This is a genomic window from Streptomyces sp. NPDC048142 (genome assembly GCF_043202835.1).
Classification (GTDB): Bacteria; Actinomycetota; Actinomycetes; order Streptomycetales; family Streptomycetaceae; genus Streptomyces.
The window spans coordinates 20,477-40,221 of the sequence record NZ_JBIDBC010000013.1; the positions used below are offsets into that span (position 1 = coordinate 20,477).

Annotated in this window: 17 protein-coding genes and 3 pseudogenes; 10 read left to right on the forward strand and 10 right to left on the reverse strand. The window is 72.0% G+C overall.

Annotation, left to right across the window (positions count from 1 at the left end):
- Nucleotides 1–29 precede the first annotated feature (29 nt).
- Nucleotides 30–1,664, forward strand: a complete 1,635-nt coding sequence (locus ACGF2Y_RS18355) for an amidohydrolase (RefSeq protein WP_392948272.1) — start codon at nucleotides 30–32, stop codon at nucleotides 1,662–1,664.
- Here ACGF2Y_RS18355 and ACGF2Y_RS18360 read toward each other — a convergent pair.
- Nucleotides 1,652–2,740: a LacI family DNA-binding transcriptional regulator gene (locus ACGF2Y_RS18360; protein ID WP_392948274.1), complete on the reverse strand. Its 1,089-nt coding sequence runs from the start codon at nucleotides 2,738–2,740 to the stop codon at nucleotides 1,652–1,654. The two genes, ACGF2Y_RS18355 and ACGF2Y_RS18360, sit on opposite strands and share 13 nt — an antisense overlap.
- Nucleotides 2,741–2,871: 131 nt before the next feature.
- On the opposite strand from ACGF2Y_RS18360, the gene ACGF2Y_RS18365 reads away from it, so the two are divergent.
- From ACGF2Y_RS18365 to ACGF2Y_RS18390, 6 genes are all read left to right on the forward strand, one after another.
- On the forward strand, nucleotides 2,872–4,503 hold the full coding sequence (locus ACGF2Y_RS18365) for an ABC transporter substrate-binding protein (protein ID WP_392948277.1): 1,632 nt from the start codon (nucleotides 2,872–2,874) through the stop codon (nucleotides 4,501–4,503).
- On the forward strand, nucleotides 4,503–5,456 hold the full coding sequence (locus ACGF2Y_RS18370) for an ABC transporter permease (RefSeq protein ID WP_392948630.1): 954 nt from the start codon (nucleotides 4,503–4,505) through the stop codon (nucleotides 5,454–5,456). Before ACGF2Y_RS18365 ends, ACGF2Y_RS18370 begins: the two co-directional genes overlap by 1 nt.
- Entirely contained in the window at nucleotides 5,453–6,352 is a 900-nt protein-coding gene (locus ACGF2Y_RS18375; protein ID WP_392948280.1) for an ABC transporter permease, read from the forward strand. The genes ACGF2Y_RS18370 and ACGF2Y_RS18375 overlap by 4 nt, the downstream gene beginning before the upstream one ends.
- 5 nt (nucleotides 6,353–6,357) lie before the next feature.
- On the forward strand, nucleotides 6,358–7,353 hold the full coding sequence (locus ACGF2Y_RS18380; RefSeq protein WP_392948283.1) for an ABC transporter ATP-binding protein: 996 nt from the start codon (nucleotides 6,358–6,360) through the stop codon (nucleotides 7,351–7,353).
- On the forward strand, nucleotides 7,320–8,162 hold the full coding sequence (locus ACGF2Y_RS18385) for an ABC transporter ATP-binding protein (protein ID WP_392948286.1): 843 nt from the start codon (nucleotides 7,320–7,322) through the stop codon (nucleotides 8,160–8,162). The genes ACGF2Y_RS18380 and ACGF2Y_RS18385 overlap by 34 nt, the downstream gene beginning before the upstream one ends.
- 1,134 nt (nucleotides 8,163–9,296) lie before the next feature.
- The gene (locus ACGF2Y_RS18390) at nucleotides 9,297–10,334 is read left to right on the forward strand and encodes an NUDIX domain-containing protein (RefSeq protein WP_392948289.1); all 1,038 of its coding nucleotides are present in this window, start codon (nucleotides 9,297–9,299) and stop codon (nucleotides 10,332–10,334) included.
- A gap of 50 nt (nucleotides 10,335–10,384) precedes the next feature.
- Here the strand turns inward: ACGF2Y_RS18390 and ACGF2Y_RS18395 are convergent, their stop codons facing one another.
- Nucleotides 10,385–11,071, reverse strand: coding sequence for an MBL fold metallo-hydrolase (locus tag ACGF2Y_RS18395; protein WP_392948292.1), 687 nt, complete (start codon nucleotides 11,069–11,071; stop codon nucleotides 10,385–10,387).
- A gap of 112 nt (nucleotides 11,072–11,183) precedes the next feature.
- The gene (locus ACGF2Y_RS18400; RefSeq protein WP_392948295.1) at nucleotides 11,184–12,548 is read right to left on the reverse strand and encodes a dipeptidase; all 1,365 of its coding nucleotides are present in this window, start codon (nucleotides 12,546–12,548) and stop codon (nucleotides 11,184–11,186) included.
- A 195-nt stretch (nucleotides 12,549–12,743) separates the two neighbouring features.
- Here ACGF2Y_RS18400 and ACGF2Y_RS18405 point away from each other — a divergent pair, with 195 nt between their 5' ends.
- Entirely contained in the window at nucleotides 12,744–13,958 is a 1,215-nt protein-coding gene (locus ACGF2Y_RS18405) for a geranylgeranyl reductase family protein (protein ID WP_392948298.1), read from the forward strand.
- A gap of 18 nt (nucleotides 13,959–13,976) precedes the next feature.
- Here the strand turns inward: ACGF2Y_RS18405 and ACGF2Y_RS18410 are convergent, their stop codons facing one another.
- Nucleotides 13,977–14,432, reverse strand: a complete 456-nt coding sequence (locus ACGF2Y_RS18410) for a nitroreductase family deazaflavin-dependent oxidoreductase (RefSeq protein WP_392948301.1) — start codon at nucleotides 14,430–14,432, stop codon at nucleotides 13,977–13,979.
- Between the two features lie 171 nt (nucleotides 14,433–14,603).
- On the opposite strand from ACGF2Y_RS18410, the gene ACGF2Y_RS18415 reads away from it, so the two are divergent.
- Entirely contained in the window at nucleotides 14,604–15,308 is a 705-nt protein-coding gene (locus tag ACGF2Y_RS18415) for a TetR/AcrR family transcriptional regulator (protein WP_392948304.1), read from the forward strand.
- 68 nt (nucleotides 15,309–15,376) lie between these two features.
- Here the strand turns inward: ACGF2Y_RS18415 and ACGF2Y_RS18420 are convergent.
- Nucleotides 15,377–15,532, reverse strand: a pseudogene (locus ACGF2Y_RS18420) (LysR family transcriptional regulator); the annotation flags it as partial.
- Nucleotides 15,533–15,549: 17 nt separating this feature from the next.
- On the opposite strand from ACGF2Y_RS18420, the pseudogene ACGF2Y_RS18425 reads away from it, so the two are divergent.
- Nucleotides 15,550–15,893 (forward strand): annotated as a pseudogene (locus ACGF2Y_RS18425) (hypothetical protein); the annotation flags it as partial.
- Between the two features lie 87 nt (nucleotides 15,894–15,980).
- Here the strand turns inward: ACGF2Y_RS18425 and ACGF2Y_RS18430 are convergent.
- The 5 genes and pseudogenes from ACGF2Y_RS18430 to ACGF2Y_RS18450 all read right to left on the reverse strand — a co-directional run.
- A complete protein-coding gene (locus tag ACGF2Y_RS18430) occupies nucleotides 15,981–16,736 on the reverse strand; it encodes an alpha/beta hydrolase-fold protein (protein WP_392948631.1) in 756 nt (251 codons plus the stop codon).
- A gap of 24 nt (nucleotides 16,737–16,760) precedes the next feature.
- Nucleotides 16,761–16,979: a hypothetical protein gene (locus ACGF2Y_RS18435; protein ID WP_392948307.1), complete on the reverse strand. Its 219-nt coding sequence runs from the start codon at nucleotides 16,977–16,979 to the stop codon at nucleotides 16,761–16,763.
- Nucleotides 16,980–17,102: 123 nt separating this feature from the next.
- Nucleotides 17,103–17,846: a cupin gene (locus ACGF2Y_RS18440; RefSeq protein WP_392948309.1), complete on the reverse strand. Its 744-nt coding sequence runs from the start codon at nucleotides 17,844–17,846 to the stop codon at nucleotides 17,103–17,105.
- Nucleotides 17,840–18,769, reverse strand: coding sequence for a PmoA family protein (locus tag ACGF2Y_RS18445; protein WP_392948634.1), 930 nt, complete (start codon nucleotides 18,767–18,769; stop codon nucleotides 17,840–17,842). The genes ACGF2Y_RS18440 and ACGF2Y_RS18445 overlap by 7 nt, the downstream gene beginning before the upstream one ends.
- Nucleotides 18,748–19,353: pseudogene (locus ACGF2Y_RS18450) on the reverse strand (Gfo/Idh/MocA family oxidoreductase); the annotation flags it as partial. The pseudogene ACGF2Y_RS18450 and the gene ACGF2Y_RS18445, both read right to left, overlap by 22 nt.
- Nucleotides 19,354–19,745 lie beyond the last annotated feature (392 nt).

The window sequence follows — 19,745 nt, forward strand, 5'->3', positions numbered from 1 at the left end:
CAACCGTCGCCTCATGTCTGGAGCTCCGTATGGCCAAGGCCGATCTGGTCTTCACCCGCGGCCCCGTCCTCACCGTCGATCCGGCCCGCACCCGGGCGACTTCGCTCGCCGTCGTCGGCGACCGGATCGCGGCCGTCGGCCACGACGAGGTGCGGGAGCTCATCGGCCCCCGCACCGAGGTCGTCGACCTGACCGGGAAGCTGCTGATCCCGGGGTTCCAGGACGCCCACATCCACGCCGTCTACGGCGGTACGGAGCTGGCCGAGTGCGATCTGACGGGCACGGTCGGCGTCGCGGAGTACCTGGCCCGGATCCGTGCGTACGCGGACACCCACCCGGGCCGCGCGTGGATCACCGGCGGCGGCTGGTCGATGGAGAGCTTCGACGGCGGGCTGCCCACCCGGCAGCTGCTCGACTCCGTGCTCCCGGACCGGCCGGTGTTCCTCGTCAACCGGGACCACCACGGCGCCTGGGCCAACACCCGGGCGCTCGAACTCGCCGGGATCACCGCCGCCACCCCCGATCCGGCCGACGGCCGTATCGAGCGGGAGCGGGACGGCGGTCCCAGCGGAGTACTCCAGGAAGGCGCCACCGCACTGGTCTCACGTCTCGTGCCCGCCAGCACTCCCGGCGACCGGCTGGCCGGCCTCCTGCGGGCCCAGGAACTGCTGCACTCGCTCGGCATCACCGGTTGGCAGGACGCGCTGCTCGGCGTGTTCGGCGGTAAGCCCGACCCTTCGGACGCCTACGTGAGCGCCGCGCGGGACGGCTCGCTCACCGCCCGGGTGACGGGCGCGCTCTGGTGGGACCGGGACCGCGGCGCCGAGCAGATCGATGACCTGGTCACACGGCGGGAGAAGCTGAGCCACGGCCGCTTCCGGGCCGGCTCCGTGAAGATCATGCAGGACGGGATCGCCGAGAACTTCACGGCCGCCATGACCGCCCCGTACCTCGACGGCTGCGGCTGCGCGACGGCCAACACCGGCCTCAGCTTCGTCGAACCGACGGCGCTGCGCGGGTACACCGCCGCCCTCGACGCCCTCGGCTTCCAGATCCACTTCCACGCCCTGGGCGACCGGGCCGTCCGGGAGGCCCTCGACGCCCTCGAGGCCGCCGTCGCCGCCAACGGCCCGCGCGGCAACCGCCACCACCTCGCCCACCTCCAGGTCGTGCACCCCGACGACCTGCCCCGCTTCGCCCGGCTCGGCGCCATCGCCAACATCCAGCCGCTCTGGGCCGCGCACGAACCGCAGATGGACGAGCTGACCATCCCCTTCCTCGGCCCCGAACGCGCCGCCTGGCAGTACCCCTTCGGCGATCTGCTGCGGGCCGGCGCCACCCTGGCCGCCGGGAGCGACTGGCCCGTCAGCAGCCCCGACCCCCTGGAGGGCATCCACGTCGCCGTCAACCGCAAGGACCCCGAGGCCGCCGACAACCGGGTCTTCCTGCCCGAACAGCGCCTCGACCTGGCGACCGCGCTGGCCGCCTACACGGCCGGCTCCGCCCATGTGAACGGCCTCGACGATGCGGGCAGCCTACGCCCCGGCCACCTCGCCGACCTGGTCGTTCTGGACCGCGACATCTTCGCCGCACCCCCGGAGGAGATCGCCGGGGCCCGGGTGGAGCGGACCTACGTCGGCGGCAGGCTCGTTCACTCCACCTGAGGGTGTCGCACCACCTGGGGGCGCCGTACCGAGGAGGCCCGCACGTCCAGCCGGGTCAGCACGAGCACCCCGGCCGCCTCCCGGCGGCCGTCCTCCAGGACCGCCACGAGCAGTTCGATGCCGGCCTCCGCGATCTCGTCGGGCCGCAGGCTCAGCGTCGTCACCGGTGGTTCGGTGTGCTCCGCCGTCACGTCCTCGCTCACACAGACGAGGAGCAGATCGCCGGGCACCTCGTAGCCCTGGCGGCGCGCCGCCTCCAGGACGAGGGGAGGGCTCGCCTCGGCCACGACGAAGAGGGCGTCGGGGCGTGGGTCCGCCCCCTCCCCGTCGCCCGTCAAGGCGGTCTCGACCGCTCGTACGACCGGTCCGTTGCCCGGCCCCTCGGTGCGTACGACCCGCTCCGCCACACCGTGCGCGGCGCACCAGTCGTGGTAGGCGGCGAGCACCCCCGCATGGAACCGGGTGGCGCTGCCGGGCAGCACCATCGCCGGCTGCCGGGCCCCTTGTTCCAGGAGGTGGTCCATGGTCCCGAACACGGCCGGCCCGGCCTCGACGTCCACCCAGTACGCACCCGTCCGCCCCTCGACGGAGCGGTCGCTGAACACCGGGATCCGGGCGGCGAGCAGATCGTCGAGGATCGGGTCGTCGGCGACCGGGTCGGCCACGACCACCGCGTCGAGCGGCAGGCCGGCCCACTCGCTCTGCAGGGAGCCCGCGGGCAGCAGCACCACGGCGTAGCCACGCTTCAGCGCGGTCGCGGCGGTGGCTCCGGTCAGCCTGGCGAAGTACGGAGACTCGAGGAAGGACCAGGGGGTGTCGGCGAGCTCCCCGACCATGTATCCGATCAGCCGGGCCCGTCCCGTGCGCAACTGGCGCGCGGTGGCGTTGGGCCGGTAGCCCATGACGCGTGCGGTCTCGCGCGCCTTCTCCCGTACCACTTCGGAGAGCCGTCCGGTGCCGTTGAGCGCCGCCGAGACGGTCGTCTTGGACAGTCCCGCCTCGCGGGCGACGTCGACGAGCCGGATGCGCCGGACGGGCTGCGAGGGGGCTCCGTCATGCCGTGAAACTTCGGTCATGGGGTCGATGCTGCCACCCTCGCGACCTCTGCAAAACCGTTCCCGCAAACTCTTGTGCGGGATCGTTCCCGCATGAATACTCGCTCCATCCCCCAGCGCCCGTCACTACACCCGTAAAGGGGTGGGTCTGCATGCGCACGCCCAGGATCATCACTCTTCTCGCCTGTACCGCCGCGCTCGCGGCCACCACCAGCGCCTGCTCCGGCGCCTCCACCCACCAGTCCGCCGACGGCGGCGGCTACCAGGTCACCGCCACCTCGCCGCCCGCGCAGGGCCCCCTGGACTCCTTCACCTGGTCCCTGTACGCCGAGCCCTACACGCTCGACTACGCCCTCGCGTACGACTACCCGCCGAACACCGTGCTCGCGAACGTCTGCGAACAGCTCCTGCGGGTCACGCCCGACATGAAGATCGAACCCGGTCTCGCGGTCGAGTACGCCCAGCCCGACCCCCGGACGCTGGTCTACACCCTGCGTTCCGACGTGAGGTTCCACGACGGGACGACGATGACCGCCGACGACGTGGTCGCCTCCCTGGGCCGCCACACGGACCCGGAGACCGGATCGCCCTGGGGCTCGGCGTTCAAGAACGTCACCGCCATCGAGAAGACCGGCCCGCTGGAGGTGACCCTGCGGCTCTCCCGGCCGGACGTCCTCCTGAACGAGCTCATGGCCGCCTCCCCCGGCACCATCGAGAGCGCGGCCACCCTGGCCGAAGCCGGCAAGGACTACGGCACCCCCAAGGGCACGGTCAACTGCACCGGTCCGTTCGCCCTCGACCGGTGGACCCAGGGCGAGAGCATCACCCTCAAGAAGAACGCCGCCTACTGGGACCGGTCGCTGATCCCCCAGTCCGACCAGGTGAAGTTCACCTTCATCGAGGATGCCGCCGCCCGGTCCAACGCCTTCCTCTCGGGCACGGCCGACGGCGGATACATGGTGCCCTCCGCCTCGCTCGCCCGACTGCGCGCCAGCGGCAAGGGGAGCGTGCTGTTCGGCCCCAACAGCGCCGCGTCCAACCTGGCCGTCCTCGACTTCCACGGCCCGCTCGGCGACCTCGAGGTCCGCCGGGCCCTGTCCATGGCCCTCGACCGGAAGAACATCGTCAAGGCCGCGGCCGGAGGCATCGGCGTACCGGCCAAGGCCCCCGCCGCACGCGGTGCCTGGGCGCTGGCCCCGGAGAAGACCGCCGCGCTCTACGACACGCTGCCCGAGCCGGCGTACGACGTCGAAGCGGCGAAGAAACTCGTCCAGGAGGCGGGAGCGACCGGCCGCACGGTCACCCTGGCCACCAGCACGCTCGCGCCCGAGATCAGCGTCGTCGCCAACGCCGTCCAGGCCGCGGGGCGCCAGATCGGCCTCGACGTCCAGCTCAAGGCCGTCGCCCCGGAGGCGTACAGCAGCATCTTCGTCGACCCGAACGCGCGCGCCGGACTCGACCTGGTCATCACCAACGGATACGACAACACCCCCGACCCACTGGAGTTCTACCAGTACCTGCGCACCGGCGACTTCGGGAACTACGGCAACTGGACGAACACGGAGTACGACGCCGTCTTCGACCGGGCCAACGCGGAGCCCGACCCCGCCGTGCGCGCGGAGCGGACCGCCGAGCTCCAGCGGATCGCGCTGCGAGAACTGCCGGTCATCCCCGTGTACGAGGCGCCCTATTCGGTCTTCCTCGGCAACCGGGTGACCGGCGCACCGACCGGGATCGCGCAGCTGTACTACCCGTGGGCCGCGAAGATCGGGGCCGCGAAGTGATGACCCGCTACCTCGTCGGACGGCTCCTCGGCCTGGTGACAGTGCTGTTCGTGACCTCCTTCGTGGTCTTCGGCTCCATTCACCTGGCCCCCGGCGACCCGGTGTCGTTCCTGCTCCACGGCCGCCCCGCGACCCCCGAGGCCGTGTCGGCCCTGCGCTCCCGGTACCACCTGGACGAGCCGCTGCCCGTGCAGTACGCGAACTGGCTCGGCGGTGTCCTGCGGGGCGACTTCGGCCGCTCCGCGCAGTACCACCAGGACGTCACCGAGCTCATCGGCTCCCGGCTGCCCGGCACCGCCGTGCTCGTCGGGTACGCGGCCCTGCTGGTCGCCGCTCTCGGTGTGGCGGGTGGCATCCTCGCGGCGCTGCGGCCCGGTCCGCTGGACCGCGCGGTGCTCCTCGGCACCGGCGTGGCCACGGCGACCCCCTCGTTCGTCACCGCCATCGCGCTCGTGTCGCTCTTCTCCGTCCAGCTGGGCTGGTTCCCGGGACCGGGCGGCACCCCCATGGGCTTCTCGGACCGGCTGTACCACCTGACGCTGCCGGCCTTCGCCCTCGCGCTGACCTTCGCGGGTCTGCTCGCCCGGGTGACCCGCTCGGCGATGCTCGACGAACTCGGCCGCGAACACGTCGAGGTGGCGCACGCCCGCGGTGTCGCACCGCGGACCGTGGTCCGCAAGCACGTGCTGCGCAACGCCCTGGGCCCGGTCGTCACCGTCGGCGGCACGATGCTCGCCGGACTGCTCATCAGCACCTCGATCGTCGAGACCGCCTTCGATGTGCCCGGCCTCGGGTCCCTGCTCGTGCAGTCGGTGTCCGCCAAGGACTTCGCCGTCGTGCAGGCGATCACGCTGATCAGTGTGGCGGCCTTCGTCCTGGTGAACCTCGCCGTGGACCTGCTCGCCCCCCTCATCGACCCCCGGCTGTCCCTCCGGGGGGGAGGCTCCTCATGACCCTCACCACACCCTCCGCCGCTTCCCCGGCCGGCGCGGCGCCCACGCCGCTGCGCCGCCGGCCCGGCCTGCGCTTTCTGCGCCCGCTCGGCCAGGGCCCGATGTTCACGGCCTCGGTCGCGGTGCTCGCCGTGCTCGTCCTGGTCGCCGCCCTCGCCCCCGTCCTCTCCCCGTACGACCCCGAGGTCCTCGACCTCTCCTCGCCGCTGGCCGGAACCACCGGTGAGCACCTGCTCGGCACCGACCAGTCCGGGCGGGACGTCCTGTCCAGGCTGATCCACGGCGCCCGCACCGGCCTGCTCGGGCCGCTGCTCGTGGTCGGGGTCTCCACCCTCCTCGGCACCCTGTTCGGCGTCGTGGCGGCCTGGCGCGGCGGCTGGGCGGACTCGGTCCTGTCCCGCTCCATGGACATGGCCTTCGCGATCCCCGGTCTGCTGCTCGCGATCCTGCTCGTGTCCGTCGTCGGCTCCGGCATGACCGCGCCCGTGATCGCCATGTCGGTGGCCTACACCCCGTACGTGGGACGGCTGGTGCGCGGGATCGCACGTCAGGAGAAGGCCCGCCCGTACATCGAGTCGTACCGGGTGCAGGGCTGGTCCGGCTGGAGCGTGTGCCTGCGCCACCTGCTGCCGAACATCGCCCCGACCGTCTTCGCCCAGTCCGCGATGAACTTCGGGTACGCGCTGATGGACCTGGCGGCGCTCTCCTTCCTCGGCTTCGGCGTGCAACCGCCGACCGCCGACTGGGGCGCCATGATCAACGAAGGCCAGTCGGCCGTCCAGCAAGGGGCGATGCTGCCCGCCCTGGCCCCCTCGGTGTGCATCGTGCTCGCCGTAGTGGCGTTCGGCGTCGTCGGCGAGGGACTCGCCGACCGGATCGCGAGGCGGGAACGGTGAACACCATGACCGAGGAGAAGACAACGGCCGGCGGCCCGCCCGTCCTGGAGATCGACGGGCTCGGCATCAGCCTGCCGGACGACAAAGCGGCCCGGCCGATCCTGGACGGGGTCAGCCTGCGGGTACTGCCCGGCGAGACGGTCGGACTGGTCGGCGAGTCCGGCTCCGGCAAGTCGGTGGCCTGCCGCAGCGTTCTCGGGCTGCTGCCCGCGGGCGCCCGCACCAGCGGACAGGTCCGGGTCACCGGCCGGGACGTGCTCACCATGAACCGCGCCGAGCGGACCGTGCTGCGAGCCCGACAGGTCGCGATGGTCTTCCAGGACCCGCGGGCCTCCGTCAACCCCCTGCGCCGGGTCGGCGACTTCCTCACCGAGGGACTGCGAGCCGCCGGAACCCCCGCCGCCTCGGCCGCCGCCCGGGCCGAGGAACTCCTCGCCGCGGTCGGCATCCGCGACCCGCGGGGCGCCCTGCGCCGCCGTCCGCACGAGTTCTCCGGCGGCATGCTCCAGCGGGTGGTCATCGCCGCGGCGCTCGCGGCCGAACCCGCCCTGCTCGTGGCCGACGAGCCGACCACGGCCCTGGACGTCACGACCCAGGCGGAGATCATCTCGATCCTCACCGGGCTGCGGGCCGAGCGCGGCACGGGCCTGCTCTTCGTCACCCACGATCTCGAGCTCGCCTCCGCCATCTGCGACCGCGTGTACGTGATGTACGCGGGCCGGATCGTCGAGACGCGGGGCACGGACGAGCTGTTCGAACGGCCGCGCCACCCGTACACGGCGGGGCTGCTCGCCTGCACCCCGCGCATCGAACGGGGCTCACCGGCCCCCCGGCCGATCCCCGGCCGCCCCGTTTCCCTCTCCGAGGCGCCGCCCGGCTGCGCCTTCGCCGCGCGCTGCGCCCACGCGCTGCCGCGCTGCTCCGAGGAGACACCCGCACTTGCGCGGTACGGCGACGGACTCGCCGCATGCCACCGCGCCGACGAAGGGATCACGCTGTGACCATCGCGACGCAGGGACTCGTCGTCGAGGGGCTGTGCAAGCGGTACGGGAACCACGCCGCCGTCGATGACGTGTCGTTCACCCTGGCACCGGAAGCCTCCCTCGCCCTCGTCGGGGAGTCCGGCAGCGGCAAGACCACCACGGTCCGCATGCTCGTCGGCCTGGAGCGCCCGGATGCCGGCACCGTCCGTCTCGGGGGCCGGGACCGTTCGGCGCGGGTCCGCACCCGAGCCGAACGCCTCTCCCGGGCCCGGGAGATCCAGATGGTCTTCCAGGACCCGTACCTCTCGCTGGACCCGCGGATCACGGCGGCCGGATGCGTGGACGAGGTCCTGCGGCTCCACACCCGGCTGGACGCCGCCGCCCGCCGGGCCCGGGTCACCGAGCTCCTGGAGCAGGTCGGCCTCGGCGAGCGCGAGGCCTCGGCGCTGCCGCGGCGTCTCTCCGGCGGGCAGCGCCAGCGCGTGGCCGTCGCGCGTGCCCTCGCGGTGGAGCCCAGGGTCCTCGTTCTCGACGAGGCGGTCGCGGCGCTCGACGTTTCCATCCAGGCGCAGATCCTCGAACTGCTCTCCACCATCCGCCGCGAGGCCGGCATCGGCTATCTCTTCGTCACCCACGATCTGGCGGTGGTCCGGCACATCGCGGACGAGGTGCTGGTGCTCAAGTCGGGGAGGGTCGTGGAATCGGGCCCGACCGGACGCGTACTGGACGCACCGCAGCACCCCTACACGCGCCTGCTGCTCGACTCCGTACCCCGGCGCGGCTGGGATCCGGGCGCCTCGACGTCGGGGCCCCGAGCGCTCGACTGACCGGCACCGGGCGGCCGGCGACAGCATCGGGGCCGGATCGCAGGACGCGATCGGGACCGATGCCGACCTACCGCTGACCTTTCCGACGCACCGTCAGCGCAGCGCGGCAGCTCTCCCGCGTGCCCTGACTCCCTACCGGGGCAACGACCGGTCGAGACGTGCTCGGGGCAGAAGACACCGGCCGGGTTTCTCCGCCCAGGGCGGGCTACACCGACAGGACGGGGAGCTTCTGCGCCCTCGACCAGCGGTGGCCGATCGGGCGCATCGCGAGGATCGGCCAGCTCGTGCGATCACCCGGACCTCGACGACGTCGATCGCGCGCGGCAGTACGCGGCCCTCCTGAAGCAGTGGGCTCAGGAGACTTGCCCCTCCCCGCCCCTGTTCGTGCCGCCTGACCGGCCGCCGCGGAGTTCCCCTTCCCCGACCCCGGCGCGCGAAGGATCACACCCGCGTACAGCAGGCGGGGACGGCAGCCCCTGACGTGGGTGGAGCACAGCCCGACGACGGACTCGCCCGGCTGTGGGAGGACCACCTGCGCGCACTGTTCCCCGACGGCTTCCGCGGCGTGGACTTCCAGGGCGTGGATCTGGTCCTCCTGGACGCCGGCGTCGCCGGCGTCGGGCGGAGAGAACTGAACGGCGGACTCGACGGCAGTGGCATCGCATACCTCTGGCTGCATCACCGACCTCGACAAGATCGTGCCCCTGATCAACGAGGAGTACTGCGCCTCCTACTTCACGAAACTTCGGACGATGGCCCTGGCCGCAGCAGTGCTCTACACCCCCACCGCGACCTGGCCACCGGGTGAAACTCGGGGCCTCCCACGACCCTCGTCAGGATCTGGCTCGATCACGTTCGATCAGGCTCGCACAAGGCGAAGCTGGACGAGCCGGGCGGCATCCGCGCGTCGCGGTCGAGGAGCGGATGGGCCATGAGCTGCCGGGCGTCGAGGGCACCTACAGCGAGGTGACCCTTGCGATGGAGGAGCGGATCGTTGGGTATCTCCAGAGGGTCTGGGAGAAGGAGGTGGAGGGAGCTGGGCTGTGGACGCCGACTTTTCCCCTCCGTCTCCCAGGTGACCCCCGCGAAATCCGCTCCGCCGCGATTCAGCGGCCTTCCTCTCTTGGAGTACGAGTGATCGTCTGGATCAACGGTGCGTTCAGTGCGGGCAAGACCAGCGCCGCGGGCGAACTGATCGATCTGATCCCGAACAGCACGCTGTACGACCCGGAGGTCACCGGCGCGGGGCTGCGCGGTCTGCTGCCGCAGAAGAGGCTCGCCGAGGTCACCGACTTCCAGGACCTGCCGATCTGGCGGCGGCTCGTGGTGGACACGGCGGCGGCGCTGCTCGCCGAGGCGCCCGGGGTGCTGGTGGTGCCGATGACGCTGCTGCGGCAGGAGTACCGCGACGAGATCTTCGGAGGGCTCGCCTCCCGGCGCATCCCCGTCCGGCATGTGGCGCTCTCCCCCGAGGAAACGATCCTGCGCGGCCGGATAGCGGGCCGCGAGGAGTTTCCCGGCGACGACGAGCAGAGCGAGCGGGTGCGCCGGTGGGCCTACGAGCACATCGGCCCGTACCGCGACGCCCTCGGCTGGATCACCGGGGACGCCCATGTGGTCGACAACAGTGCTCTCACACCCCGTGAGACCGCCGAGCGGATCGCGGACGCCGTGCGCACCGGGAGCGCCCCGCCGTGCCCGATCGTCCAGAGCCCCGAGCCGACCGCCGAGACGGTGGCCGCGGGGGTGCTGCTCTTCGACGAGCGGGACCGGGTGCTGCTCGTCGACCCCACGTACAAACCGGGGTGGGAGTTCCCCGGCGGGGTCGTGGAGGCGGGCGAGGCCCCCGCGCAGGCCGGGATCCGTGAGGTCGCCGAGGAGATCGGCCTCCGCCTCGCCCGGGTCCCCACCCTGCTGCTCGTCGACTGGGAGCCGCCCTGCCCGCCCGGCTACGGCGGCCTGCGCTTCCTCTTCGACGGCGGCCTGTTGCGCTCCGAGGACGCCGGCCGGCTGCTGCTGCCCGGCTCCGAGCTGCGCGACTGGCGCTTCGTGACCGAGGAGGAGGCCGCGGGGATGCTGCCGCCCACCCGGTACGAGCGGCTGCGCTGGGCCCTGCGGGCGCGCGAGCGGTCGACGGTGCTCAACCTGGAGGCGGGGGCGCCGGTGGGCTGAGCGGTGCGCCCGGGTCCGGGGCTTCCCGGCAAGCCGCCGCGCGGACGCCCTCACGCGCCGTTCGCCGCCGCCGCCATCACCGCGGCCGCGTCCTCGGTGAGCGGGTCGCCGTGACCGAAGCAGACGGCACGGGGCGCGAGCGCGGCCAGTCGCCGGAACGTGGCCGCCGCCTCGGCGCGGTCCACGTTGAACACGCCGAGCATCACCCGCTCCACGGAGGCGACGGTGCCCCCGGCGAACAGCACGCCGTGGCGCGGCAGATGGAGGGCGATCGAGCCAGCTGTGTGACCGGGGGCGTGGACCACCCGCGCGCCGTCCCCGAACGGCAGCACCTCGCCGCCGCTCACCTCGCGGTCGACCCGGGTGGGCGGGGCGTCGGGGCACGTCAGCCCGTGCTCGTACAGCGGCCGTTCCCAGTCCAGCAGGTCCGGCCCCGGTACGGGGCGCTCGCCCCGTACCACCGGTGCGTCCAGCGCGTGGGCGATGATCTCGGAGCCGTACCGGTCCGCCAGCTCCTGCGCGGCTCCGTAGTGGTCGCGGTGGCCGTGGGTGAGGACGATGCGGCGGATCCGGGCCGGGTCGTGGCCGAGCGTGCGAATCGCGCTCTCGATGGCGGCGGCCGACTCGACGTCGCCCGCGTCGATCAGGGTCAGATCCGCTGCGTCGCGCCAGAGAAAGGCCTGACCGATCCGGAAACGGAACATGTGCAGCCGGGGGAGTACCTCGACGAGATCCATGCGGTGAACGTACGCAGCGGTGTACGTCCGCCGCACGGATCTACGCTGCGGGCGACTTCGCCGAGGGCGTAGCGGGGCGCCCCGTGCCTCCCCGAAGGGCGGTCGCGGGAGGTCAGACCTTCTTCGACTCCGCGTAGTTCCGCAGGAACAGCGCCTCGGCGACCGACATCCGCTCCAGCTCCTCGGGCGACACGCTCTCGTTCACCGCGTGGATCTGCGCCTCGGGCTCGCTCAGCCCGATCAGCAGGATCTCCGCCTCCGGGTAGAGGCCCGCAAGCGTGTTGCACAGCGGGATGGAGCCGCCCATCCCGCTGGACTGCATCTCCTGGCCCGGGTAGGCGTCCCGCATCGCGTCCGCCATCGCCGTGTACGCCGGGCTGGTCATGTCGGCGCGGAACGGCTGGCCCTGGCCCACCTGTTCCACCCGCACCCGCGCTCCCCACGGAGCACGCGACTCCAGGTGGGCGGTGAGCAGCTTCGTCGCCTCGGCGGCGTCCTGGCCCGGCGGTACCCGCAGGCTGATCTGCGCCCGCGCGCTCGCCTGGACGGACGGCGTCGCGCCGATGACCGGCGGGCAGTCGATGCCGATGACGGTGACGGCGGGACGGGCCCAGATCCGGTCCGCGACCGTGCCCGTGCCGATCAGCTCCACCCCGTCCAGCACCTTGGCGTCCTGCCGGAACTCCGCCTCCGGGTACTGGAGCCCGTCCCAGTCGGCGTCGCCCGTCAGACCGTCGACCGTGGTCGTCCCGTCCTCGGCGCGCAGCGAGGCCAGCAGCTGGATCATCGCGGCCAGCGCGTCCGGGGCCGCGCCGCCGAACTGCCCCGAGTGCAGGTTCCCCTCAAGGGTGTCCAGCCGCACCCGCAGCATCGTCATCCCGCGCAGCGTCGCCGTGACCGTCGGCAGCCCGACCCGGAAGTTCCCCGTGTCGCCGATGACGATCGTGTCGGCCGCCAGCAGCTCCGGATGCGCCTCCGCGTACCGCTCCAGACCGCCGGTGCCCTGCTCCTCGGAGCCCTCGGCGATCACCTTCACCGAGACCGGAACGCCACCGTTCGCCTTGAGGGCGCGCAGCGCGAGCAGGTGCATGATGAACCCGCCCTTGCAGTCGGCGGCCCCCCGGCCGAACCAGCGGCCGTCGCGCTCGGTGAGCTCGAACGGCGGGGAGATCCACGCCGGCTCGTCCAGCGGCGGCTGCACGTCGTAGTGCGCGTAGAGCAGCACGGTCGGCGCACCGGCCGGTCCGGGCAGGAACCCGTAGACGGACTGCGTCCCGTCGGGGGTGTCCAGCAGGGCGACGTCCGTGAACTCCTCGGCGCGCAGCGCGTCGGCGACCCAGTTCGCCGCCGCCTCGCACTCGCTCCTCGGGAACACCGCCGGGTCCGCCACCGACTGGAACGCCACCAGTTCGGCCAGCTCCCCCCGGGCGCGGGGCATCAACGAGGCGACGGTCTCGGAAATCGGACGGGCGGTCATGGGCACGCTCCTCGTGGGTGCGACGTTATGAGTAGGGCGCGGTGTGTACGCGACCGTGTGCGACGCCGTCTGCGCGGCGACGCATGTACGACAAAATCATCGCCGATCCTCCCACAGGAGGGCTTGGCCGGAACGCGCCGTAGGATGCCGTGAGCAGCTTGGGGCCACTGGTCGGATCAGGAGCAGAAGCACATCGTGAGCAGCGAGAACGCAGACGCCGGACATGAGCCGGAAGAGTCGACCGTGTGGGATGTCGTCGTGGTCGGCGCGGGACCGGCCGGCGCATCGGCGGCGTACGCGGCAGCCGTGGCGGGCCGGAGGGTCCTGCTGCTGGAGAAAGCGGAACTGCCGCGCTACAAGACCTGCGGCGGGGGAATCATCGGCTTCTCGCGGGACTCCCTGCCGCCGGGATTCGAACTGCCCCTGAAGGACCGCATCCACGCGGTCACCTTCTCACTCAACGGCAAACTGTCCCGGACCCGCCGCTCCCGGCGCATGCTCTTCGGGCTGATCAACCGCCCGGAGTTCGACGCCGGTCTGGTGGAGGAGGCGCAGAAGGCCGGGGCCGAACTGCGCACCGGGTCATCGGTGGTGCGGGTCGAGCAGCACGGTCCCGCCGTGCCCGACCGGCGAACGGTCGCCGTGGTGCTGGCCGGTGGCGAGACGGTGCTCGCGCGGGCGGTCGTCGGCGCGGACGGCAGCGCGGGCCGGATAGGAGCCCATGTCGGGGTGAAGCTCGACCAGGTCGACCTCGGCCTGGAGGCGGAGATCCCGGTTCCGGCCACCGTCGCGGAGGACTGGGCGGGCCGGGTGCTCATCGACTGGGGCCCGATGCCGGGAAGTTACGGCTGGGTCTTCCCCAAGGGGGACACCCTCACCGTGGGCGTCATCTCGGCGCGCGGCGACGGCGCGGGCACCAAGCGGTATCTGGAGGACTTCATCGCCCGCCTCGGCCTCGCCGGGTTCGAGCCGGCTGTCTCCTCGGGCCACCTGACCCGCTGCCGCAGCGACGACTCGCCGCTCTCCCGCGGCCGGGTCGTGGTCTGCGGGGACGCGGCCGGACTGCTGGAGCCGTGGACCCGCGAGGGCATCTCCTTCGCGCTGCGCTCCGGCCGGCTCGCGGGGGAGTGGGCGGTCAGGATCGCCGAGTCGCACGACGCGGTGGACGCCCGCCGCCAGGCCCTCAACTACGCCTTCGCCATCAAGGCCGGGCTCGGCGTGGAGATGGGCGTCGGCCGCCGCATGCTCAAGCTGTTCGAACGCCGCCCGGGAGTGCTGCACGCGGTGCTGACCGGTTTCCGCCCGGCGTGGAAGGCGTTCGCCGGGATCACCCGGGGGACCACATCGCTGGCCGAACTGGTCCGTACGCACCCGCTGGCGCAGCGGGCGCTGTCCGCGATGGACCGCTGAGGCGAGCCCTTCGCACGGTCAGCCCGCGTCCGTGATGCGGAAGACCGGGTGGTCCGGGCAGGCCGCCAGCAGCTCGGCGTCCGTGGACTTCGCCGTGACCCCCTGGAAGTACTGGTCGACCTCCCAGCCCCACCGCTTCAGATAGGCCCGGATGATCCGGGCCTTCTGTGCGTCGTCGGCGATCTCCACGGCGGTGAACCGGCTGACCTTGCGCCCCAGCCGCAGCTCCCCGCCGCCCGCGACGCGCATGTTGCGCACCCACTGCGAGTGGCCCCGGGCCGAGACGAGGTACCGCTCGCCCTCGAAGGCGTGGGCGTTGACCGGGACGCGCTGCGGCTGCCCGCTTCTGCGTCCGCGCACCGTCATCTCGGCGGAGCCCATCAGGCTGATGCCGTACCGGGCCAGCAGGCCGACGACCATGTTGAGGCGGTTGGCGGCGGCGCTCGCCCGGAGGTAGTACGTCTGCTGCGACATGGTGACTCCCGCGGTGTGGTTGCTGCTGCGGTGCGGAGAAGAGGGAGAGCGGTGCTCTCGCTTGAGATCAGTGTGCGCGGAGTCGGCGCACAAAAGCAAGAGCACTGCTCTCTTCATTGATGCCCGCTCTCGTTTCTGGTCGGTGATCCGACGCCATGACAGACTGATCGCATGAGCACCATCCGAGGGGCCAGGGAGCGCGCCCGCATCGAAGTGACCGCGGCCATCAAGGACGAGGCCAGGAAACAGCTCGCGCAGGAGGGTGCGGCGAAGCTCTCGCTGCGGGCCGTGGCCCGGGAGCTGGGTATGGTCTCCTCCGCGCTCTACCGCTACTTCCCCAGCCGCGACGACCTGCTCACCGCGCTGATCGTCGACGCGTTCGACGCGGTGGGCGAGGTCGCGGAAAGAGCGGCGGGAGAGCATGCGGGCACTGCCCCGCCCGCCGGCCGCTGGGTCGCCGTGGCCTGTGCCGTACGGGAATGGGGGCTCGCCCACCCCCATGAGTACGCCCTGATCTACGGCTCGCCCGTTCCCGGCTACATCGCCCCGACGGACACGGTGGGGCCCGCGTCCCGGGTGGGCCTGGTCTTCATCGACATCGTCCGTGCCGCGTTCCGGGCCGACGACCTCACGGTGCCTCCTCTCGCGCCCGGCCTGCGCTCCGACGCCGAGCGGATGGCCGCCGAGTTCGCCCCGGACGTGCCTCCGGCGGCTGTGGCGGCCCTGGTCGCCGCCTGGGCCCAGCTGTTCGGCCTGATCTCCTTCGAGCTGTTCGGCCAGTTCAACCGGGTCGTCGAGGCGCGCGAGCCGCTGTTCCGGCAGGCCGCGGGGGAACTGGCCCGCTCGGTCGGCCTGCCCGATGCCCGGACCGGCTGACCGCAGGCGACCGGCTCCCGGTCCGCTCCCGGACCGGGGCCCCCGCGGCGCACTCCCTGCGGAGTGCGGGTGATCACCGTCGGGCCACCGTGCCTCCGTCCACGGCGGACCAGCGCCACACCGAACTCCTCCTCCAGCTCGCGGATCCCCTCGGAAAGGGCGGGCCGGGAGACGAAGCAGGACGGGGCTGCCGGGCGAGTGTTCACGGCATGACATCCGAGCACGCATGGACTGGTCGGCGATGAGCGAGATCGAGGACCTGAGGGACGAGCGTCTGCCCATCACCCCGCCCGGGACCCGGGGCACCGGCGCACCCGGCGTCGCGCACGCGCTGCAGTACGCCCTGGGCCGGACGAGCGTACGGCGCACGGCGCTGACGCTGCTGGACGTCAACCAGGCGACCGGCTTCGACTGTCCGGGCTGCGCCTGGCCGGTGCCGCCCCGGGCGGGCGGCACCGCAAGGAGTACTGCGAGTACGGCGCCAAGCACGGTGCCGACGAGGCGACTTCGCGTCGGGTGACCGCGGAGTTCTTCCGGCGGCATTCGGCGTCCGACCTGGACCGGACGTCCGACCACTGGCTCAGCGGGCTGCGGATGCTCCTGTTCCCATGGGGGCCTCTCCTTCGGACCGAGGCCCTGGGTAGGTGTCTGTGGCCTCGCCTGTGCACACCGTCAGGCGGTCTGCTCGAACAGCCAGTCCCGCAGTGCGGGGATCTTGTAGGCGGGTTCGAAGGAGGCCATGTGCTCGCCGCCCATCGGGGCGGCCGACGCTCCGGAGACCTGGAGCACGGTTCCCTTCTCGAACGTGGCGAAGTTCGTGCTGTCTCCGGCGGCGAACAACTTGTCAGCGGCGGCCTGCAATTCCGCCGCTGACCAGGTCGCGTCCCAGGTTGCGGTCTGGTACGGGACTCCGTCGCTCTTGAGCATCTTCTGGACCTCGGTCTGCCCTGCCGACGCCTTCTCGTCACCACCGGCGGCGACGTAGACGAACTTCTCCTTCGCCAGGTTCCCGAGCTCGCTGATGTCCCACTGGCCGGAGACGAACATCTCGGCGGCGAACAGATCGGGGTGCTTGGTGGCCAGGTACATGACTGTCATGCAGCCCATGGACTGCCCGGTGCCGTAGACCCGCTTCGGGTCCACGCTGTACTCACCGGTGACCGAGTCGAGCAGGCGCCTGGTCACCTCGACGTAGTCGGTCGTGGTGTAGCTGCCGTGATCATCGATGATCACCTCCGGGTACTCGGGAACCAGGACGATGCTCTCGTGCTCGGCCTGGTCGCCGGCGCCGGCCCAGATCAGCGCGCCGTACTGTGACAGCGGGGCGGTCACGTCCTTGCCGACAAGGCTGGAGTCGGCGATGTAGAGCACCAGGGGGTACTTCTTGGCGGAGTCGTAGCCGGTGGGGAGGTACAGGTTGTACGGCAGGGATCTGCCGCTCTCCGTGTCCTTTTAGGTGTACTGCTTGAACTTGTCCTTCACCTCCGTCGTCAGGTTCTCCAGGCTCGGAACCCGCTGGTCGCGGCTCGTGGCAGTGGCGGTCGGAGAGCCGGCCGTCGGGGAGGAGCTGGTCGAGGCGCCCGTGGAGCCTCCGCAGGCACTCGCGCCGAAGAGGGCGACGCCGAGCGTCGCGGCGAGGAGCCCGCGGCGGGGAAGGGGAGATTTCTGCATGCCGAGAACAGCAGGGTTGCGCCCCTTCTGTCCGCTGTCATCGACCCATGTGTCTCCTGTGAAAACGGAGCGCGGCTCCCCGCCCTGGCCAGTGACGCACACTTCGGCGGTACAGGAACGCGATCAGCCTCCGCCGCTCGGTCTCGCGCTGTCGCCCGCGGCGTAGGTGTCGCGGTAGCCGCACATACCGAAGGCGCCGCGTCGCGCGGGTTCGGCCAGATACGTTCCGGCGGCCCGCAGGTGGGAAGTGTCCCCCGACTCCAGAACACTGAGGTGGGCGCCCGTGCGTTCCGCCGCGGCCGGGGCGCCCGTCCGCCATCGGTCGCGCCAGGCGGGGACTCTGTCACGGACCAGGCGCGCGGCCGCTCGCTGGAAGGCGAGGTACGGGTCGGGGTCGTCCTGGCGGAGAGCCTCGCGCAGGACGAGGTAACCCTCGACGGCCAGGTCACGGCGGCGCCGGGCGGCCTTCTCCGTCTTCGGGCCGGTGCCCTCGGGCAGCACCGCGGCCTCCTCGTACCGTTCAGGATCGGTCAGCACGTCGGGTGGAAAGGTGAAGACCGCGTCACCGGCTTCCGGCAGGCCGCTGTTCTGCATCAGCACGGTCACCCGGAGGTTCGAGCCCTGCACCATGCGGTGCACCGTGCCCGGGGTGAACCACACGACGGAACCAGGCTCCAGCGGCGTCTCCCGGTACCCCGCGGGAGTGAGGGTCTGCACCGCTCCGAAACCCCCCGTGACGACGTACGCCTCCGTGCACGCCAGATGCAGATGCGGGCTCCCGCCGCACACCCCGTCCACCGCTTCCCAGTCGTAGGGGCTCAGGTGCGACAGGCCGACCGCCCCCGGCAGCGGATGCGGGCTCACCACGGCAGATCCTTCAGATGGGCGGCGACCCCGTCGCGGTCCCAGGCTCCGTCAGCGACCACCACCCGGTAGCGGTAGCTGAAGGACGTGCCTGGCGGGAGGGTGAACTCCTCGAAGAAGGCCCAGGAGAACGCGACGGTCGGTACGGGCTCCGACCGCACGAACCAGTGCGACGAGTTGATCGCGGTGGACGCGTCGAGGTTCTCCGGGGCGTGGGCGAAGACCAGCGTCGAGTCTGCGTCGACGCCGTCCCGCCGCGCGGTGAATGCCAGCCAGGCCGACTGCGCGCCCATTGGGGGTCCCGTGTCGGTCGAGCCGATGACGGTACCGCCGGTGAAGTCCCGGGGCCCCCGCCATTGCAGTCCCGTGTATCCGGCCATCTCCCGGCCGGCGGTGGTCGGCGAACCGAAACGCAGTGGCTCGTCCCGGAGGTTGGTGAGGTCGATGGTCCAGTCGAGGGCCCAGGAGCCGGCGTCGGCGTCGATCGAGTGGACGAGGAGCCCGCGCCGCTCGCGTGCCCACTGCTCTCCGCCGCGGGTGATCCACGTGAGTTCCTCGCCCAGCCTGACGTGGTCGTCCTCGGCCACCAGGACGGGGAAGCCGTCATGGCGCATCGAGCCGACCCGCTCGGGCAGCTCCTGGTACCCGAAGCCGGGAACGTAGCTGTTGCCGCCCCAGAAGTTCTGCCCCGACAGGTGACTGGCCGTCATCTGCAGACCCTTGTGCCAGCGGTGGTCGCTGGGCCGGTATCCCGTGACCCCGCTTCCCCCGAGGGTGCGCAACGGGTGGACGTAAGGCTTGGGACACTCGAAGGCGGCCGGGTCGGGACGGTAGACGTACCGCAGCAGCTCGATGCCGCGGCAGCCGATCGAGACGTGCTCTCCGTGCACGTGGGTGACCTGGAGGCTCTTCGTGCGGGACTCCAGTCGGGGTGGCCGCCGTGCATGGCTTCGTGGTACGGGTCGCCGGGAACGACCTCGCCCGCGCGCACCGCCGCCCCCGTGAAGGCCGCCTTGTACAGTGCGGTGGCGAACTCCAGGGTCCTGCGCGCGTCGTCGCCGCCGCCCGGCGGACGGACGCCCTTGCCGAAGGCGTCCAGGACGACGCCGAGCTGCGCCGTGTGCGAGCTGGGTACGTCGGCGTGGGGCGTCCGCCACGAGGCGGCGCGCGGAGGCGGGACGTGCGGGGCGGCGGTGTAGACCCAGTCGTCGTTGCCGTGGCCGTACAGATGGGTGAGCTCGACCGTCGCCTCGGTGAAGTCGACGCGGATACGGCTCACCTCCTGGGGCGACACCACACTGTTGACGACCGTCGCGAGGGCTCCACCGGCGAAGCGCACGAGCGCCGTCGAGACGTCCTCGCTCTCCGTGTCGTGGACCGGCCGGGACGCCATCGCGCGAACCTCGGTCCAGTCGCCGAGCAGATGCAGCGGCAGGTCGTACTGGTGGATGCCGTGGCCCATGGTCGGACCACCGCCCTCCGTGGCCCAACGTCCGCGCCACGGGGCCGCGTTTCCGTGCGGCGAAATCCGGGTGCTGGGCGTCGGTGTCGGCGGCGATCGGCGGGGGAGTGGTCGGGCGGTACGGCCCGTGAGGTCGCGGCTTCTCCGGTGCCCGACGCCGCCTGTGTGGCGGTGGAGCCGCCGGGCGGGCGTCGTAGCCGCCGAGCTGCCGCCGGTGAACCCACCCCTTGCGTGAGGTAAGGGCTGCAGCTGTCAGTGCCGCCGCGAGGCGGCCCGTACCCCCACTTGTTTTGTCATGGGCGTTGACTAAATCTGCCGCCGCTTCTAGCTTCGACCCGTCATAGGTCGTGCGTCGTATATGAGATGCGGGATCCGGCCTCGGGTGGCTGTGGCATCCGCGCCGATTTCGGCCCCTCCTGTACGCCGTGTGCGCACCCTCT

Bases quoted from the DNA above. Each gene is read 5' to 3' on its own strand.
- ACGF2Y_RS18355 (WP_392948272.1), top strand. From the start codon at position 30: ATGGCCAAGGCCGATCTGGTCTTCACCCGCGGCCCCGTCCTCACCGTC.
- ACGF2Y_RS18360 (WP_392948274.1), bottom strand. From the start codon at position 2,740: ATGACCGAAGTTTCACGGCATGACGGAGCCCCCTCGCAGCCCGTCCGG.
- ACGF2Y_RS18365 (WP_392948277.1), top strand. From the start codon at position 2,872: ATGCGCACGCCCAGGATCATCACTCTTCTCGCCTGTACCGCCGCGCTC.
- ACGF2Y_RS18370 (WP_392948630.1), top strand. From the start codon at position 4,503: ATGACCCGCTACCTCGTCGGACGGCTCCTCGGCCTGGTGACAGTGCTG.
- ACGF2Y_RS18375 (WP_392948280.1), top strand. From the start codon at position 5,453: ATGACCCTCACCACACCCTCCGCCGCTTCCCCGGCCGGCGCGGCGCCC.
- ACGF2Y_RS18380 (WP_392948283.1), top strand. From the start codon at position 6,358: ATGACCGAGGAGAAGACAACGGCCGGCGGCCCGCCCGTCCTGGAGATC.
- ACGF2Y_RS18385 (WP_392948286.1), top strand. From the start codon at position 7,320: ATGCCACCGCGCCGACGAAGGGATCACGCTGTGACCATCGCGACGCAG.
- ACGF2Y_RS18395 (WP_392948292.1), bottom strand. From the start codon at position 11,071: ATGGATCTCGTCGAGGTACTCCCCCGGCTGCACATGTTCCGTTTCCGG.
- ACGF2Y_RS18400 (WP_392948295.1), bottom strand. From the start codon at position 12,548: ATGACCGCCCGTCCGATTTCCGAGACCGTCGCCTCGTTGATGCCCCGC.
- ACGF2Y_RS18410 (WP_392948301.1), bottom strand. From the start codon at position 14,432: ATGTCGCAGCAGACGTACTACCTCCGGGCGAGCGCCGCCGCCAACCGC.
- ACGF2Y_RS18415 (WP_392948304.1), top strand. From the start codon at position 14,604: ATGAGCACCATCCGAGGGGCCAGGGAGCGCGCCCGCATCGAAGTGACC.
- ACGF2Y_RS18435 (WP_392948307.1), bottom strand. From the start codon at position 16,979: ATGCAGAAATCTCCCCTTCCCCGCCGCGGGCTCCTCGCCGCGACGCTC.